We start from the raw sequence: 15876 nt of genomic DNA on the forward strand, positions 1-15876 counted from the left end.
GGTGCTTTTTTATGATCAGTCTCTTATAGACCTCTGATCTACTTTTGCATCCATTGACGCATTTTTTCACGTTCAGCAGGTGTTGCTTGTAGCCAAATCTGCATAAATGTATCTAACGTATTGGTAGAGGTATTCACACTCGTAGCCTGTTTCATAGGCGCTACTGCTGCCATGCTTACATTACTTGAGGCAGTAGCTGCTGGCTGGCCTATGGCGGCAATCGCACGTTGGTTTTGTAGTTCTGCATCACCTGCACCGCCGAATACGCCGCCCAATGCTTTACCCAATCCTGAAAACAAGCCACTCTGGTTGCCAGCCATACCTTGCTGACTGGCAATGATGGTATTGTTTTGCTGTACGGCGAGCGTTGGCTGTTTAGCATAGTCTCTAGCAGTCTCATAATCTTCTGGCTGATCGGGCATCGTCAAACGATAGGTTTGATTGTCAGCCAATTGTGCCGTCACACTGACATTACCTGAACGCAAATAGTCATGCTCATCACGAGCCAAGTTGTACAAGCGATCATATTTAGCTGTGATAGCGTGTTGACCCGGCTCGAGAGTGAAAGTCTTTGTCAATGGCTGAAAAGCACTCTGTTGAATTTCTTGCCCATTGATAGCGGTTACTTTGATATGATCATCGACCAATAATGTCACTGCGGCTTGTGACAGCATAGAGACCGAAGTAGCACCGACCAACAGTGATCCAATGGTCAATTTTTTTAACAAAGAAGCATTCGATTTCATAAATTATTCCGTTAATAGTAAAAGCATATTGGATGAAAGGATTGGTGTTCTCGCTACTAGATTCCTACTATCGTTGATTCAACTCAACACAGAGACAGCTAGCGCGACAGATTAAAAATCAAGTGGCATCGTATGTTGGTCTTGAATAGCCGAATCGCTATCCACTTGTGTCTCTTGAGCGATGTCAGCAAGCTCTGCTGCCAATGTTTGTTCGTCGATGGTACGTAGCGCATCGCTAATCACTGCTTTAGATATATTGCTACGTCCAAGGTTAGAGAACATCGGCTGGATATAATTGAGCACTTCCATCATCGCACCGATACGGTGAGGGCCTTCTGTCAGCAAATGATTGAGGATTCGATCATCAAACTGCCAACCACGACGCCGCAAGATAGACTGTAATAATGCCTGACGATCTGCTAAATCGTGACCAGTAGGCACTTTAAAAGTAGGTGCTTGTGCCAAACGAGTTAATAAATCCCTCAGCTGAAAAGGCAAATCATCGGCGGGCTTATTGGCGGCAAACAACAGTTGACGCTGCCCTTCACGGCTACGATTGATCAGATGAAACAACGCTTCTTGCCATTGGCTGCTTTGCTCAAGCACCTCTAAATCGTCAATCGCGATGAGATCAAAATTCTCTAAAGACGATAGTACATGCACATCGGTTTGGATCAGCTCATTAAGGGACAAACAAATCGCAGATTTGTCCATCTCAATAAACGACTCACAGATAGCAGACAGCAGATGAGACTTACCCGTCGCAGGACTACCGAACAGGTATAGCTGACCAATCAGGCCGACATGAAGTTGCCGCACTGCATCAATAATCGACATCCAACCGGGACCTGCAAAGTCGCTGAGACTTGCATCATGCTTAATGTCTAGGTTGAGACTTAGCTGTGCTTCTGCCATGAATCATCAACTCGTTTTGCGTATTGCAATAAAAATAAAAAGATAAAAGTAAAATAAATCAATATGAGCTAGCGTCAGTATTACTGGGCATAAAATCTGGTGCAATTTAAGGGCATGTCATCATTTAGATTCTGAAGCTTAAAATGAGGAACATAGCAACCATATATTTTATTTTCAAAACCTGTATAAGTATATATGTCACTAGGGTACGTAAAAATATCACTGTAATAGCGCATACCTTTGATACTGCGCCTATATATAACATATTTACAAAATGACTGACAAGTCTTTTACCTACTAAGCCTTGTCAATCATTACTCCATCGCTGCATTATTCCTATCTGCACTCTGTCTATCTGGGCATGTTAGGAGTTAGCGCATTTATTTATTTTCAAACAGTAACAACTGCTTACGACCTTTATAAAAGTCAGTCGTACGATAGTATGCATATGCATGGCGAAACAATACATTCAGCACAGCGGACACCGGCAGCGCGATCAACATTCCTACGAAACCCAACAAACTGGCCCCTGCCAATACGGCAAATATCACCCATAGCGGTGATAGACCAATCTTATCACCAAGTAGTAATGGCTGCAGAATATAACCTTCTGCGGCTTGTCCTACTAAAAACGCACCAACAATCAAGGACAGGTAAGTCCAATCTAATCCAAACTGAAATAAGCAGGCAATGATCGCCGCGATGAACCCAATACCAAAACCTAAGTAAGGGACGAAGCTGGCAATACCTGCTACCATACCAATGATCAGACCAAGCTCTAATCCAATGAGCTGCAGCTGTATCGCATAGATAGCACCTAGTAACACCATCACCAAAAACTGACCTTTGATAAACGCCATCAAGGCCAAATCACACTCTTTGACTATTTCAATGACTTGTTGGCAGTAAGCAGTGGGTATTGCCATCTTCCATGTCTTCAAACGCTGATCCCAATTAAATAAGAAATAAAAGGTCAGAATAGGCACCAACACAATGAGACCTGCGTTATTGATAAAATTCATACTGGAAGTCAGTATTTGGCTCATCATAGTGCTAGCATCAGCAAACTCATAATTCGTCTGCATATAGTCCACGAGCGTCTCTGAAAAGGCTTTGGATTCTAATTCGGGCAGTCGAATACGGGTATTGTTAACAAGCCAATCACGCACCACTTGGTTATACCAATTAAATATCTTGGGCAAATAGTCCCAAGCGGCTTGTAGCTGATGCCACAATGTTGGTACTAACCACCAGAGTAACAACGCCATTCCCAAGGTAATGGTGGCATAAACAATGATAATCGCCATCCAACGCTTGATATATTTTGACAGTCGCTTTACCAACGGGTTGAATAGATAAGCCAGCATAAACGCTACAACAAATGGCACGATAACAGGCAGCATCAAATACAGTAAAACCAGAGCCACAACTAAGGCAACGACAATAAATAAACGCCGGAAAAAGATATCTATTGGTTGTTTTATCATGACAAGTAGTCCTAGATTAAGCTGATTTAGAAAAATACCGCGTTGAAATTAATACAAGATAAAAAATCTGCCACACAATAAAGCACAATCGTCATCAGTGATTCATTAAATGCATCGCTCTCTAAAAGGTATCCATTGCTCTTATTGGTAGATAATCTGCTTTATTAAATTAAAACTTAGCGAATAAGAATATTTAAACAACTATTTTAGGCAACATTTAACGATAAATTTAGCGTTTCATTATCGCAGAGTACGATAAAAAATCCGTCATTTTTTGTTTCTAAGCAACTTATTTGCTACTTAAGGCAAGTCTGCACTAAATATCAGCCAAATATTCGTAAGTTGCTTTGCGAGTAGGGTCTGTTTTTGGGTATAATGCGCCCACTATGTGCGCAATTAACACAACCGACCAGCTTTTCTACTGATAGACCTTCATTCCCTATAAAATTTGTGAGATGACCATGAGTAACAAGCCTTCTTTAAGCTACAAAGATGCCGGCGTTGATATCGATGCAGGCGATGCTTTGGTTCAGCGAATCAAGTCCGTGGCAAAAGCCACTACTCGTCCTGAAGTCGTGGGTGGACTGGGCGGTTTCGGTGCACTATGCCGTATCCCAACAGGTTATACATCTCCATTATTGGTTTCGGGCACTGATGGCGTGGGCACCAAGCTCAAATTGGCCCTACAGCTCAATCGTCATGACACGATCGGCATCGACTTGGTTGCCATGTGCGTCAACGATTTGTTGGTTTGCGGTGCAGAGCCACTATTTTTCTTAGATTACTATGCAACGGGTAAGCTCGATGTCGATGTAGCAGCGACTGTCGTGACAGGTATTGGCGATGGCTGTAAGCTCGCTAACTGTGCCCTTATTGGCGGCGAAACCGCTGAAATGCCAGGTATGTATCAAGACGATGACTATGACCTAGCTGGATTTTGTGTCGGCGTGGTTGAAGAAGCAGAAGTGGTTACTGGTGAAAATGTCGCAGAAGGTGATGTATTGATCGCACTGGCTTCTAGTGGCGCACACTCTAACGGTTACTCATTGGTACGTAAGGTCATCGAGGTTAGCGGTATTGATGTGACGACTAGCGATGAACAGCTAGACGGTCAGCCTATTCAAGATGCATTGATGGCTCCTACTCGCATCTATGTTAAAGCCATCAAAGTGCTACAAGACACCCTTGGTAGCTCAGCGCTTCATGCCATGTCGCATATCACTGGTGGCGGCTTAACAGATAACTTACCTCGCGTACTACCTGAAACGCTAGCAGCAAGCATTGATACAGCCAGCTGGCAGTTCTCAGAGCTATTCACTTGGCTACAAACCCAAGGTAACATCGAGCAGAGTGAAATGTACCGCACATTCAACTGCGGTGTTGGCTTTGTGATTGTCGTGCCTAAAGACAAAGCTGAAGCGGCTATCAATATATTGAATGACGCTGGCGAAAAAGCATGGCAGTTAGGCGAAATGGTCACACGCGAAGCGGATGCAGTGGTGTACCGTTAATGGTATCTGATACGTCAAATCAACCTATCAAACCATTACGTATTGCCGTTCTGGTATCAGGCAGTGGTAGTAATTTGCAAGTATTGATAGATGCCATGCAAGCAGGCGCTCTACCGATTGAAATAGTAGGTGTCATTAGCAATCGTGATGACGCTTATGCCATCACGCGTGCCAATGAGGCTAATATTCCAGTCGCGGTACTGTCACACGTTGCTAACGGCAAACGTATGGGTATCAAAACTTTTGAAACTCATGCCAGCGAGCAACTAACAGCTTGGCAACCCGATCTGATTGTGTTGGCTGGATTTATGCGTGTATTAAGTGGCGCATTCATCGACAATGCGCCAGCGCCCATGATTAACTTGCACCCTTCTCTATTGCCTGTTTACAAGGGGCTTGATACCCATCAGCGAGCGATACAAGCAGGTGAGCGTCATCATGGTTGTAGTATTCATGTCGTCACTGCTGAGCTCGATGCGGGCGCTGTTTTGACCCAAGCGCTGTTAGAGATCAATCAAACAGAGACGGCTGATAGCCTACAAGCACGTGTGCAGAAGCTTGAGCATCAATTGCTACCATGGACAATTTTGCTATTGGCAAATAAAGTATTGTTACTTGATACTAGTAACGAAGTTAGCAATGAAACCTGCAACGAAATTAAGACAAGTTACTTGCCAGCCTTGCCATTACAGCTTTTTATGAACGCTTAGATTGGCATTAGAGCACGATAAATTAGCTCGAACCCAGTTCCAACACGTATGACACTTTTACATGAAAAAGCCCAGCCAACTCATAACGAGTGACTGGGCTTTTTTATTCAATGGTCATCTAATAACGACCATATTAATATCTATCAGCAATATCAGCTGTCATTAAAAGACATGAACCGCTTTAATGTTGACGAACTCTTTAATACCGAAGCCGCCATGCTCACGGCCATAGCCTGAGTTTTTGACGCCACCGAATGGCAATGCAGGATTGGCCAGACCATAACCATTGATATAGACCATACCAGTGTCAAACTCTTCACGTGCTAAACGTACTGCTTTGTCTGTGTCTTTTGAGAAGATTGCACCGCCCAATCCATAACGACTGTCGTTAGCGATACGTAAAGCATCGTCTTGGTCTTTTGCACGAATGAGCGAAGCTACAGGGCCAAATAACTCATCATCATAAGCAGGTTGACCTTTCTCAACGTTCTCTAAAATAGTGGCTGGATAAAAGCTGCCTTTGCTATCAGGAATTTTACCACCGACTGCGATTGTTGCGCCTTTGGCCACGCTTTGCTCTACTTGCTCGTGTAACTGCTCCTGTAGATCTTTACGAGCCAATGGTCCGATGTCTGAGTTGTCATCCATAGGATCACCAGATTTCGTACCTGCAAACTTCTCAACAATACGCTTGCGGAATTCATCATATACACTATCCACTACGATGAAGCGTTTTGCGGCAACACAGGTTTCGCCATTATTGATTAGGCGTGCTTGTGCACAAGTCTCTACTGCTATATCTAAATCAGCATCCTCTAACACGATGAAAGCATCATTTGAACCAAGCTCTAATACCGCTTTTTTGATGGCTTTTGCTGCTTGTTGACCAACGATGACACCTGCTTTATCGCTACCTGTAAGCGTCACACCACGTACTTTGTCGTTGTTGATTAAGTCTTCTGACTGGTCGTGACCAATGATGATAGTACGGAACAAATCACTTGGCAGTTCAGACTCATGCAAGATTTTTTCGATCAATAGACCAGAGCCTGTCACGTTAGAAGCGTGTTTTAGCAAAACACTGTTACCCGCCATCAAGTTGGCGATGGTGTAGCGGAATACCTGATACGCTGGGAAGTTCCAAGGCTGCATACCATAAATAATACCAATAGGCTGATAGCTAACCAGTCCTTTTCTCATGCCTTCGATATCACGTACATCATCGGCCAGTGCTTCTATACCATTTTCAGCAGTATAGTCGCAGATTGCCTTACACAGATCAATCTCTTGCAAGCTTTGACTATATAGCTTACCACGCTCTTCAGTCATCAGCTTAGCCAGCTCTTCTTTATGCTCGATTAGCTTATCACCGATAGATTTAATCGCTCGGCCACGCTCCTCGTGGCTCACAGTACGCCACGCTAAGAAAGCTTCATGGGAGGCATCAACGATCTTATCGACTTCTTCTACGCTCATGTAATCGTAATTTTTAATCTCTTCACCCGTGGTTGGGTTGATAGTAGTAATATCTGACATGTTATTGTCCTTGTTATTTGATCTTATGTATTTAGTATTGTTGATCGTAAATATCATAATGCTTTTATTGAATTATGAGCTTCCATCGGATGACCATAGGTATGGCTCAATGTTTCGATGGGTCATTGTTTAACTGCGATTATCATAACAAGATATTTTACTTAGAGTTTTACAATATATTGTGAAGTGTGTTGAAGATGTTAAGAGTGTGACTGTTTGATTAAGTATGTCTAAATATTAGGGCATGCCCTTATCCTGAGAATTAAATGTTAGATGGTATGAAAACTGCTAACCATTTACCAAAGTTCACCACATATATGACGTTTTAATGAACCAAAAAAAACCAACGCTTAGGTTGGCTTTTCTGGTTAAGAATTGCTAGAGGTGGCTAATAGTATAGTAGCTTAGTAGCCCATAAATAATCATAGGGGATTTATGATATTTTTATCAGATCAAAACAAATGATTAATGACAGGTATCTCTTGCGGTGGGTTTTCTTCTTCATCAACGATTTGACGAGCCACATGCATGATCAGTTGGCGCAACCAACGATGGGCTGGATGATGTTGCAATAACGGTGACCACGCCATTGTCAGCTCAAACTCAGGAATAAAGAATGGAGGCTCTTCCATCCTAATACTGTCGTTATTGGCCTGCATTCTTGCCACACGGGTTGGCAGCGTTGCTACCAAATCCTTGTTGGCAGCAAGCATGGCTGGCATCTGATAATGACGAGTAAAGACACTGATTTGACGTTTTTGTCCCAAGCGCTGCAATGCCTGATCGATAGATCCTAGCCCGCCAGACTTTTCTGGGTTTACCCCAAAGCCCACACCCATACCGGTTTTTGATACCCAAACATGCTGCGCTTTCAGATAGTTTTTTAAGTTAAAACGATTGGCGTAAGGGCTGTCAGAGGATAGCAAACAAGTAAAGGTATCACGCCATACCAGCACCTGATGAAAGCTCTGTGGTATCTCATTAAAGCGGTTAATTGCCAGATCAACGCGCCCCTGCTCCATATCACGATAGGAGACATCTGATGGCGTCAAAAAGTCCAAAATAACATTGGGTGCCTCAGAACGTAATGCTTTCACCAGTTTAGGCACTAGGGTCGCTTCTGCATAGTCTGAGGTCATGATACGAAATACACGCGAGGTGCTATAGGGTCTAAATTCAGTACGCGGCTCTAGCACTTGCGTCAAGTCAGCCAATATCTCACGAATACGCGGCTGCAACTCAAGCGCACGCTCTGTCGGCGTCATGCCTTCAGACGAGCGAACCAACAGAGGGTCATTAAACAACTTGCGCAGACGGCGCAAAATATTGCTCATAGCAGGTTGGGTGATACCAAGCTGCTCGGCTGCACGAGTGACGTTTTTTTCTCGTAACAACACATCTAAATGGACTAATAGATTTAAATCAACCCGCTGCAAATTCATATGTAATTCTCTTGGACTTTGAGTAAATACCTCGACAAGCTTGGTATTTTCGGTGTTGTTATGACGAGTGACGACCAATAACAGCCTATTTTCACTAATTCCTGTCTAACTTATTCGAACATATACTGAGTATAACTCATCTTAGTCGATGTAAGGTACTGTTATATATAGTTTATAACCTATGGAAATACCAAAGATAACTATCATAAATTAGATAAATCTTGGTAAGGCAGTTATAGTAAATCCCATAAAGAGATTGTAACGCAGACGATAAATATGAGTTTTATAAGCGGATCACATTCAACTTAACAGTAGGATTTGGTCGCAGACTAGGACGTATTATCAGCCATGAAATACCGCTAGCTGGCATCGTCATTGTAACATCTCTTACGGTCAATTATGACACCACTATTTACTAAATGCTAAAGCGCTTTAAAGACACATAAGTGAGATAAGTTAACAGTTATTTATCAACTCCCAAGTTCAGTAATATTGTTGTATTCGTCACCAAGTTTGTTTAGGGTAAAGAAGAGATTGATTGGTTATGTACTCTCACATTTACGCTATATAAGATACCGACAGTGCCAATATCAAATATGAACACACGATTTTTAGTCTAATAAAATGCTTTAGCAAAATAAAATTATTATCTCAACATTCAATTTATTTTTACACCCCACCAAGGAGACTATAGATGTCAACTGCATATAAATCAGCGATCGATCTAGTACGTGAATTAAAGCAAAAACACGGCAACTGGCAGAATATCAGTGAAGTCGACGCGGCACGTATGATGTCTCAAAACCGTTTCAAAACTGGTTTAGATATTGCAAAATATACAGCAAAAATCATGCGTCAAGACATGGAAGACTATGATAACGATACGTCTCAGTACACACAGTCTCTAGGTGCTTGGCATGGTTTTGTTGCACAGCAAACTATGTATGCTAAGAAAAAATATTTTGGCACTACTGCTAAAACGTATATCTATCTATCAGGTTGGATGGTTGCAGCATTGCGCTCTGAGTTCGGTCCTCTACCTGACCAATCAATGCATGAAAAAACGTCAGTACCTAAGCTAATCGAAGAAATCTACACGTTCTTGCGTCAAGCAGATGCTAAAGTATTGAACGATTACTTCCGTGAGCTAAACGCTGCTGAAGAAGCGGGTCAAGACACGACTGAAATCCAAGCTAAAATCGAAAACTTTGATTCGCATGTTGTGCCAATCATTGCTGATATCGATGCAGGTTTCGGTAACGAAGAAGCCACTTACCTATTGACTAAGCAAATGATCGAAGCTGGTGCTTGTGCCATTCAGGTTGAAAACCAAGTATCTGATGCTAAGCAATGTGGTCACCAGGCTGGTAAAGTAACAGTACCGCATGAAGACTTCATCTCTAAGATAAACGCTATCCGTTATGCATTCTTAGAGCTTGGTGTTGAAGACGGCATCATCGTTGCTCGTACTGACTCTGAAGGCGCATCACTTACCCAAAAAATCCCAGTATCAAATGAGCCAGGCGATTTAGCTTCTAAATACATCGACTTCATCGAAATGGAAGAAGTTACTTTAGAAAACGCCAAAGAGAACGACAGCTTACTTAAGCACAACGGCAAACTAGTACGTCCAGTTCGTCTGCAAAACGGTCTATATCAATTCCGTGAAGAAACAAACATCGACCGCGTTGTACTTGACTGTGTAACGGCTCTAGAAAACGGCGCAGATCTACTATGGATCGAAACACCAACACCAAACGTTGAACACATCAAAATGATGGTTGACCGTATTAAAGAGCAGCAGCCAAAAGCGAAGCTTGTATATAACAACAGCCCATCATTTAACTGGACGCTAAACTTCCGTAAGCAAGTTATCGCACAGTGGGAAACTGAAGGCAAAGACATCTCTGCATACAATAAAGATGACTTGATGAGTGCTGACTATGATGGTACTGATTTGGACAAAGCAGCTGATGAAGCGGCTAAAAACTTCCAAAAAGATGCCTCACGTGAAGCAGGTGTATTCCATCATCTAATCACGCTACCTACTTATCACACGACGGCGCTTAGCGTACATGAGCTTGCTAAAGGCTACTTCGGCGAAGAAGGCATGCTTGCTTATGCAGCTGGTGTACAACGTAAAGAAATCCGCGAAGGCATCGCTTGTGTTAAGCACCAAGCAATGGCTGGTTCTGACCTTGGCGATGATCACAAAGAGATTTTCTCTGGTGACAACGCACTTAAAGCTGGTGGCGGTAAAAACACCATGGATCAGTTCAAATAGACTCTTATCAAATGATTGATTCGTTATAAATAACGACTTCATTATTACCAAAAGCCGCCCTACATGATGTAGGGCGGCTTTTTTATTGCAGTTTAAATAATCAGAGAATGGTAGACTAATAACGGTTAATCACAATCATTGATCAGAGCCATCAGTCAGAATTGTTAGGAGCTAATATGCAAGAGATAGAGCTGAAGTTTTTGGTACCAGAGTCGCGATTAAAGGGTTTGATGCGTCAAGCAAAAGTCAAATCTTCACAAGTGACCCAACTGGCTGCATACTATTACGATACGCCTGACCAGCAGCTGGCACAGGCAGGTATCGGTCTGCGGATTCGCAAAGAAGGTGACACATGGGTGCAGACGATCAAAGCGGGTGGCGATGGTTTGGCTGCGCGCTTAGAGCATAATGCGGTACTTGATAATGAGCAAGTACAGGACATGCTCGATAATAACGAGTTGATGCCTGATCTTACCCTTTATAAAGACACCTCTATAGCCAATGCCATAGCTGACTTTAAGCTCAAAAAACTGGCCAAGCAGTTGACCCGACTGTATGTGACTGATGTACAGCGTACCACGCGATCACTTATAGAAGATGATAATGACGATATCAATAACTGTCTTGAGGTGGCTTACGATTATGGAGAGATTGTTCATGGTACGGACGATACTCAGCGAGAAGCTATCCAAGAGATAGAGTTTGAGCTGGTCTCAGGAGAATTGGACTTTTTATTTTCAACAGCCAAGACATGGTGCAAACGCTACAAACTTTGCTTATCTACTGTGACCAAGGCCGAGCGTGGCGGCCTACTGATCAATGGACGAGACCACAGTCCAGCCGTCAGTGCTAACCTCAGTCAACTACAAGTGAGTAAAGACAGTAGCATGCCAGCCTTTGTACGAGCAGCGGTACATAACTGCCTACTACAGATACTACCGAATAGCAGCGCTATCGTTGCTGGAAGCACAGATGTCGAGCATGTGTTGCAGTTGCATACTGGTATTAAGCGCTTGCTGGCGGCTTTAAAATCATTCGCAGATTTTTCTGATGAGATTAATCCAGACTGGCTACCGATACTGCAACAGACAGCTGTGTTGCTTGATGACTATCGTCAGCTTGCTCATGTGGTCTCACACGTTGAGCCACTGCTGCAAACCTATGGCGCTCCTGCTGTTGACTGGGCCACAGATATCGATGCTATCAAAGTCACTCCCTTCGATGCCGTGCGGGCCAATGACTTTCAGCTTACTCTGCTAGAGCTGATTGCCTTTGCCATGAGCGATCCTAGTATCGAACCTAAAGCCGATCATCTAGCCCACGATAAGCTAGAGAAAATCCTCTCTAAAGAGTACGAAAAGTGTTTTGAGAGTGATAATGAACCTGATGAAAGCAGTGACGCTGAGCTTGATAGTGACGATATAACCGATGATGACAACCAAGCCGAAGATAGGTTAAGTAATCATCTAACAGATTTACTTTATATCAGTGAGTTCTCAGCATCCTTATTACGTAAGAAAAAAACTAAGAAGAAGACCACACGCTGGCTAAAACGCCTGAAAAAAGCACAAATAGCACTGGAGCAACACAGTGCTGACAGTAGATATCAGCAATGCTATGAGTTAAAGTCAGCGACAGATGCTCATGCGCTATATGGTGCTGGTTGGTTCACAGCCACACTGGACCATGACTACGATCCGACTGCAAAGCACTTGGCCAAATTCAGAGACAGCTCAATATTTTGGTGATGTTTATTAACAGCTGCTTTTAATGGTTTGTTTATTCAGCCACGATAGTCACTGGCATGCCTGCTTTTACTTGCTCGTATAGCGCCACGATATCTTCGTTGCGCATACGTATACAGCCATGTGAGAGCGGCATACCCATCGGTTCTGTATCTGGTGTACCATGAATATAGATATAACGCTGATACGTATCACAGACACCTTGATCATTACATCCTTTATTTGAGCCATCTTCAAGGCCACTCAGCCATAGGATACGGCTCAATATCCAATCACGCTTAGGATGTAACGCGCCAAGATCTGCATCATAAATCTCACCTGTTGGCACACGACCGATGAACACTGCATTCATCGGCTCACTACCGCCTATTTTTTCTGCAATGATATGCATGCCTAGCGGCGTACAGCCACTGTCTTGTAGGCTCCCTATCCCGTTCTTGGCCGTAGATACCGTATATCGACCAACCTCGGTCTGTTGTTGATAGATTGTTAGTGTTTGCTCAGCGATATTAATCACCAGCTCTTTATCATGAGTCTTCTTATTTATCATATAGGTGTCCAGTTATCAGGTATTTATTCAAGTATTTATAAGGTTACTATCAAAGTCATCCATAAAATGATTGGAAATTTCTATTATTAAGGGATTGTGTCAGGGCATTTGGCACCGTAATATAGGGGCACACTTTTTGATGCTAGCAGATTATGACGACTATTTCACCGACACGTGTGTCGATGTATGACTTTCTATATCATGATACTCAGCCTATGCTGTCTCTTTTGGCGGATGCCGCGCAATTATCCTTACCGCAAGCACGCTTAGCAATGGATGCCAGTCTACAGGCGATTGTGAGCGCACTGCTTGCCTACCAGCAGCGCCATCAGGGGCAAGCCATTAGCAAAAAGCTGTTTGGCCGTAGTGCTGTCAAGGAGCTACGACAGTACAACTCCATGAACTTTGCGACCATTAGTGCGACGCTATATCATCGTCATGATGCGGCTGATGCCATATTCAATGACAGTGCCCGTGTTATCAAAGCGAGCGATCATATCGCTGCCCAAATGAGTGCCACGACACAGCAAGCTCAAATATTACTGACCTCTTTATGCGTGATTGTGCTTCGTGAATTGGCTATTTTGGCAGAATATAGCCAATTAGATAGCGATGAGATCAATAAGTGGTTTGCCCTGCAACCACAGTTTTTATCCGCAGCACGTTTTGGTACAGATTCTGCCTTGTCTTCTGAGGCAGAAAAGGAGAACAGCGATGGCATTAACGATACGACTGCCGAACCAGTATCTGAGCATTCGGATATTGATTCAGAAGATACCACAGAGCGCAGACTACTAAACACTGAGCAGCTCTCAAGCACGCCGCCCATTTTTGATATTCACTGGTATGAGCTGACTGGATTTAAACCTGAGAATTATGAACCTACTCAAGACATGCAATTGGCAACGGGCAACTATCTAAAAGCCATTGGACGCTCACCTGATAACTTGCCACAAGGTCGTCATAATGACATGCTAGTCTTCGCAGAGATGCCTGCTATTGCATTGCCACATCAACGCTGGTTGTTACAGCTGGCAAAAATCTCTGATATCTATCTTAGCCGTAACCGTCTACGTCTCAACTCTGAACCTGCCAATCCACCCAAACCACCACTCGTAAGCTTGGGGTTAATCGGCGGTAATAGTGACAATACGCCAGCAACAACCAGTGAAAAACCCATTGAATATGAGGCATCCACGCCCCTTTGGAAAAACCCTGTAATTCTCATCATCATACTGGTCGTTGGGGTGCTCGGAGCGCTCGCTACTTTTAAGTATCAATCACAACAACTGGATAACGCCCTCATTGCAAACCAAGAGAGTTTCGATAAAGGTACCACTGAGGATCATCATCAACAAGATGTCGCTATCGTTAGAGTAGATGACGCTGATACTAGTACTGATGGCGATGCTGATGCATCTAACAAAGCAGAGTAGACAGATCCGCGTGCGATATAGTAATTTTTAGCAAAATAATTTTGACACGTCTCTATCAACCATAAAAAATCAACCCTAAAAAAAAGAGGTGCTATAAATATAGCGCCTCTTTTTTTGTATGCAATCTAATTTTTATTTAGCGATGATTCGCTTAAATGATTACTTAGACAAATCGCGACCACGGCTGGCTTCGATAGCCAAACGTAGGCCATTTAGACGGATAAAGCCTTCAGCGTCTTTTTGATCATAAGCACCTGCATCATCTTCGAAAGTCGCGATTTTTTCATCAAACAATGAATCATCTGACTTACGACCAACAACGCTGACGCTGCCTTTGTACAGTTTTAGACGTACAGTACCATTGACGTATTCTTGTGATTTGTCAATCAAGGCTTGTAGCATCATACGCTCAGGGCTGAACCAATAACCGTTATAAATGATTTTTGCGTAGCGTGGCATCAGCTCATCTTTTAGATGTGCTGCTTCACGGTCAAGTGTTAACGACTCAATGCCGCGATGCGCTTTTAGCATAATCGTACCCGCTGGTGTCTCGTAGCAGCCACGTGACTTCATACCGACGTAACGGTTTTCAACGATATCCAAACGACCGATGCCGTGCTTACCACCAATCTCATTCAGCTTAATCATAATCTCGAAAGGCTTAAGCGCTTCACCATCGATAGCAACGATGTCGCCTTTTTCGTATTCTAGCTCTAGATACTGTGCTTCATCAGGGGCTTGTTCTGGGCTGACTGACCAGCGCCACATATCGTCTTCGGCTTCAGCATACGGGTCTTCTAAAACGCCACCTTCATAAGAGATATGCAATAAATTGGCATCCATTGAGTATGGAGATTTTTTCTTATTGCCTGCATAATCAATGGCAATGTTATGCTCTTCGGCATATTTCATCAAGCTTTCACGGCTTGACAGATCCCACTCACGCCAAGGCGCAATCGTCACAACATCTGGTGACAACGCAACCGCACCCAGCTCAAAACGAACTTGGTCATTACCTTTACCAGTAGCACCATGGCTGATGGCATCGGCGTTGTGTTCTTTTGCAATCTCAACCAAACGCTTGGCAATCAGTGGACGGGCGATAGACGTACCAAGTAAGTACTCACCTTCATAGATAGCATTGGCACGAAACATAGGGAAGACATAATCACGAGCGAATTCTTCGCGCAAATCTTCGATATGGATATGCTTGATACCCATGGCCTGTGCTTTGGCTCGTGCTGGCTCAACTTCTTCGCCTTGACCGATGTCAGCAGTAAAGGTAATCACTTCAGCATCATAAGTCTCTTTGAGCCATTTAGCGATGATTGAGGTATCAAGACCACCTGAATATGCCAATACGATTTTATTGATGTTTTTTGGATCAAGTTGAGCCATGAATAACTCCTATTATGAGAATGTAGTATAAAAAAAAGCGCTAAAATCAAATCGAAAGCCAGTTACTTGCTCAGTGTACATCATATTTACTATAGGCAAAAGTCTAACTGCCATAA

General features: G+C 43.3%; 12 protein-coding genes. 5 read left to right on the forward strand and 7 right to left on the reverse strand.

Annotated elements, in window-relative coordinates; translation table 11 throughout:
* Positions 1–38 precede the first annotated feature (38 nt).
* The 3 genes from IP485_RS08045 to IP485_RS08055 form a co-directional block, all read right to left on the reverse strand.
* A complete protein-coding gene (locus IP485_RS08045; protein ID WP_198326794.1) occupies positions 39–746 on the reverse strand; it encodes a DUF2057 family protein in 708 nt (235 codons plus the stop codon).
* Positions 747–857: 111 nt separating this feature from the next.
* Entirely contained in the window at positions 858–1661 is an 804-nt protein-coding gene (gene hda / locus IP485_RS08050; protein ID WP_194364891.1) for a DnaA regulatory inactivator Hda, read from the reverse strand.
* A 380-nt stretch (positions 1662–2041) separates the two neighbouring features.
* On the reverse strand, positions 2042–3148 hold the full coding sequence (locus tag IP485_RS08055; RefSeq protein ID WP_194364890.1) for an AI-2E family transporter: 1107 nt from the start codon (positions 3146–3148) through the stop codon (positions 2042–2044).
* A 461-nt stretch (positions 3149–3609) separates the two neighbouring features.
* Here IP485_RS08055 and purM point away from each other — a divergent pair, with 461 nt between their 5' ends.
* Both purM and purN read left to right on the forward strand, forming a co-directional pair.
* Positions 3610–4659, forward strand: coding sequence for a phosphoribosylformylglycinamidine cyclo-ligase (purM, locus tag IP485_RS08060; protein WP_198326795.1), 1050 nt, complete (start codon positions 3610–3612; stop codon positions 4657–4659).
* Positions 4659–5369 (forward strand): phosphoribosylglycinamide formyltransferase, encoded by a 711-nt coding sequence (gene purN, locus IP485_RS08065; protein WP_198326796.1) that lies wholly within the window; start codon positions 4659–4661, stop codon positions 5367–5369. The genes purM and purN overlap by 1 nt, the downstream gene beginning before the upstream one ends.
* A 162-nt stretch (positions 5370–5531) precedes the next feature.
* Here purN and IP485_RS08070 read toward each other — a convergent pair whose 3' ends face one another.
* Both IP485_RS08070 and IP485_RS08075 read right to left on the reverse strand, forming a co-directional pair.
* Positions 5532–6905 carry an NAD-dependent succinate-semialdehyde dehydrogenase gene (locus IP485_RS08070; RefSeq protein WP_198326797.1) on the reverse strand — a complete coding sequence of 458 codons (1374 nt, stop codon included), beginning with the start codon at positions 6903–6905 and terminating at the stop codon, positions 5532–5534.
* Between the two features lie 452 nt (positions 6906–7357).
* A complete protein-coding gene (locus IP485_RS08075) occupies positions 7358–8347 on the reverse strand; it encodes a LysR family transcriptional regulator (protein WP_194364886.1) in 990 nt (329 codons plus the stop codon).
* Positions 8348–9041: 694 nt separating this feature from the next.
* On the opposite strand from IP485_RS08075, the gene IP485_RS08080 reads away from it, so the two are divergent.
* A complete protein-coding gene (locus IP485_RS08080; RefSeq protein ID WP_198326798.1) occupies positions 9042–10631 on the forward strand; it encodes an isocitrate lyase in 1590 nt (529 codons plus the stop codon).
* A gap of 176 nt (positions 10632–10807) precedes the next feature.
* Positions 10808–12379, forward strand: coding sequence for a CYTH and CHAD domain-containing protein (locus IP485_RS08085; RefSeq protein ID WP_198326799.1), 1572 nt, complete (start codon positions 10808–10810; stop codon positions 12377–12379).
* Positions 12380–12410: 31 nt separating this feature from the next.
* Here the strand turns inward: IP485_RS08085 and IP485_RS08090 are convergent, their stop codons facing one another.
* A complete protein-coding gene (locus IP485_RS08090) occupies positions 12411–12926 on the reverse strand; it encodes a L,D-transpeptidase (protein WP_198326800.1) in 516 nt (171 codons plus the stop codon).
* Positions 12927–13078: 152 nt separating this feature from the next.
* On the opposite strand from IP485_RS08090, the gene IP485_RS08095 reads away from it, so the two are divergent.
* Complete coding sequence (locus IP485_RS08095; protein WP_198326801.1) at positions 13079–14362, forward strand: hypothetical protein; 1284 nt, start codon at positions 13079–13081, stop codon at positions 14360–14362.
* Between the two features lie 159 nt (positions 14363–14521).
* Here IP485_RS08095 and IP485_RS08100 read toward each other — a convergent pair whose 3' ends face one another.
* Positions 14522–15760, reverse strand: coding sequence for an argininosuccinate synthase (locus tag IP485_RS08100; RefSeq protein WP_198326802.1), 1239 nt, complete (start codon positions 15758–15760; stop codon positions 14522–14524).
* Positions 15761–15876 lie beyond the last annotated feature (116 nt).

The organism is Psychrobacter sp. NG27, assembly GCF_016106655.1.
Lineage (GTDB): Bacteria > Pseudomonadota > Gammaproteobacteria > Pseudomonadales > Moraxellaceae > Psychrobacter.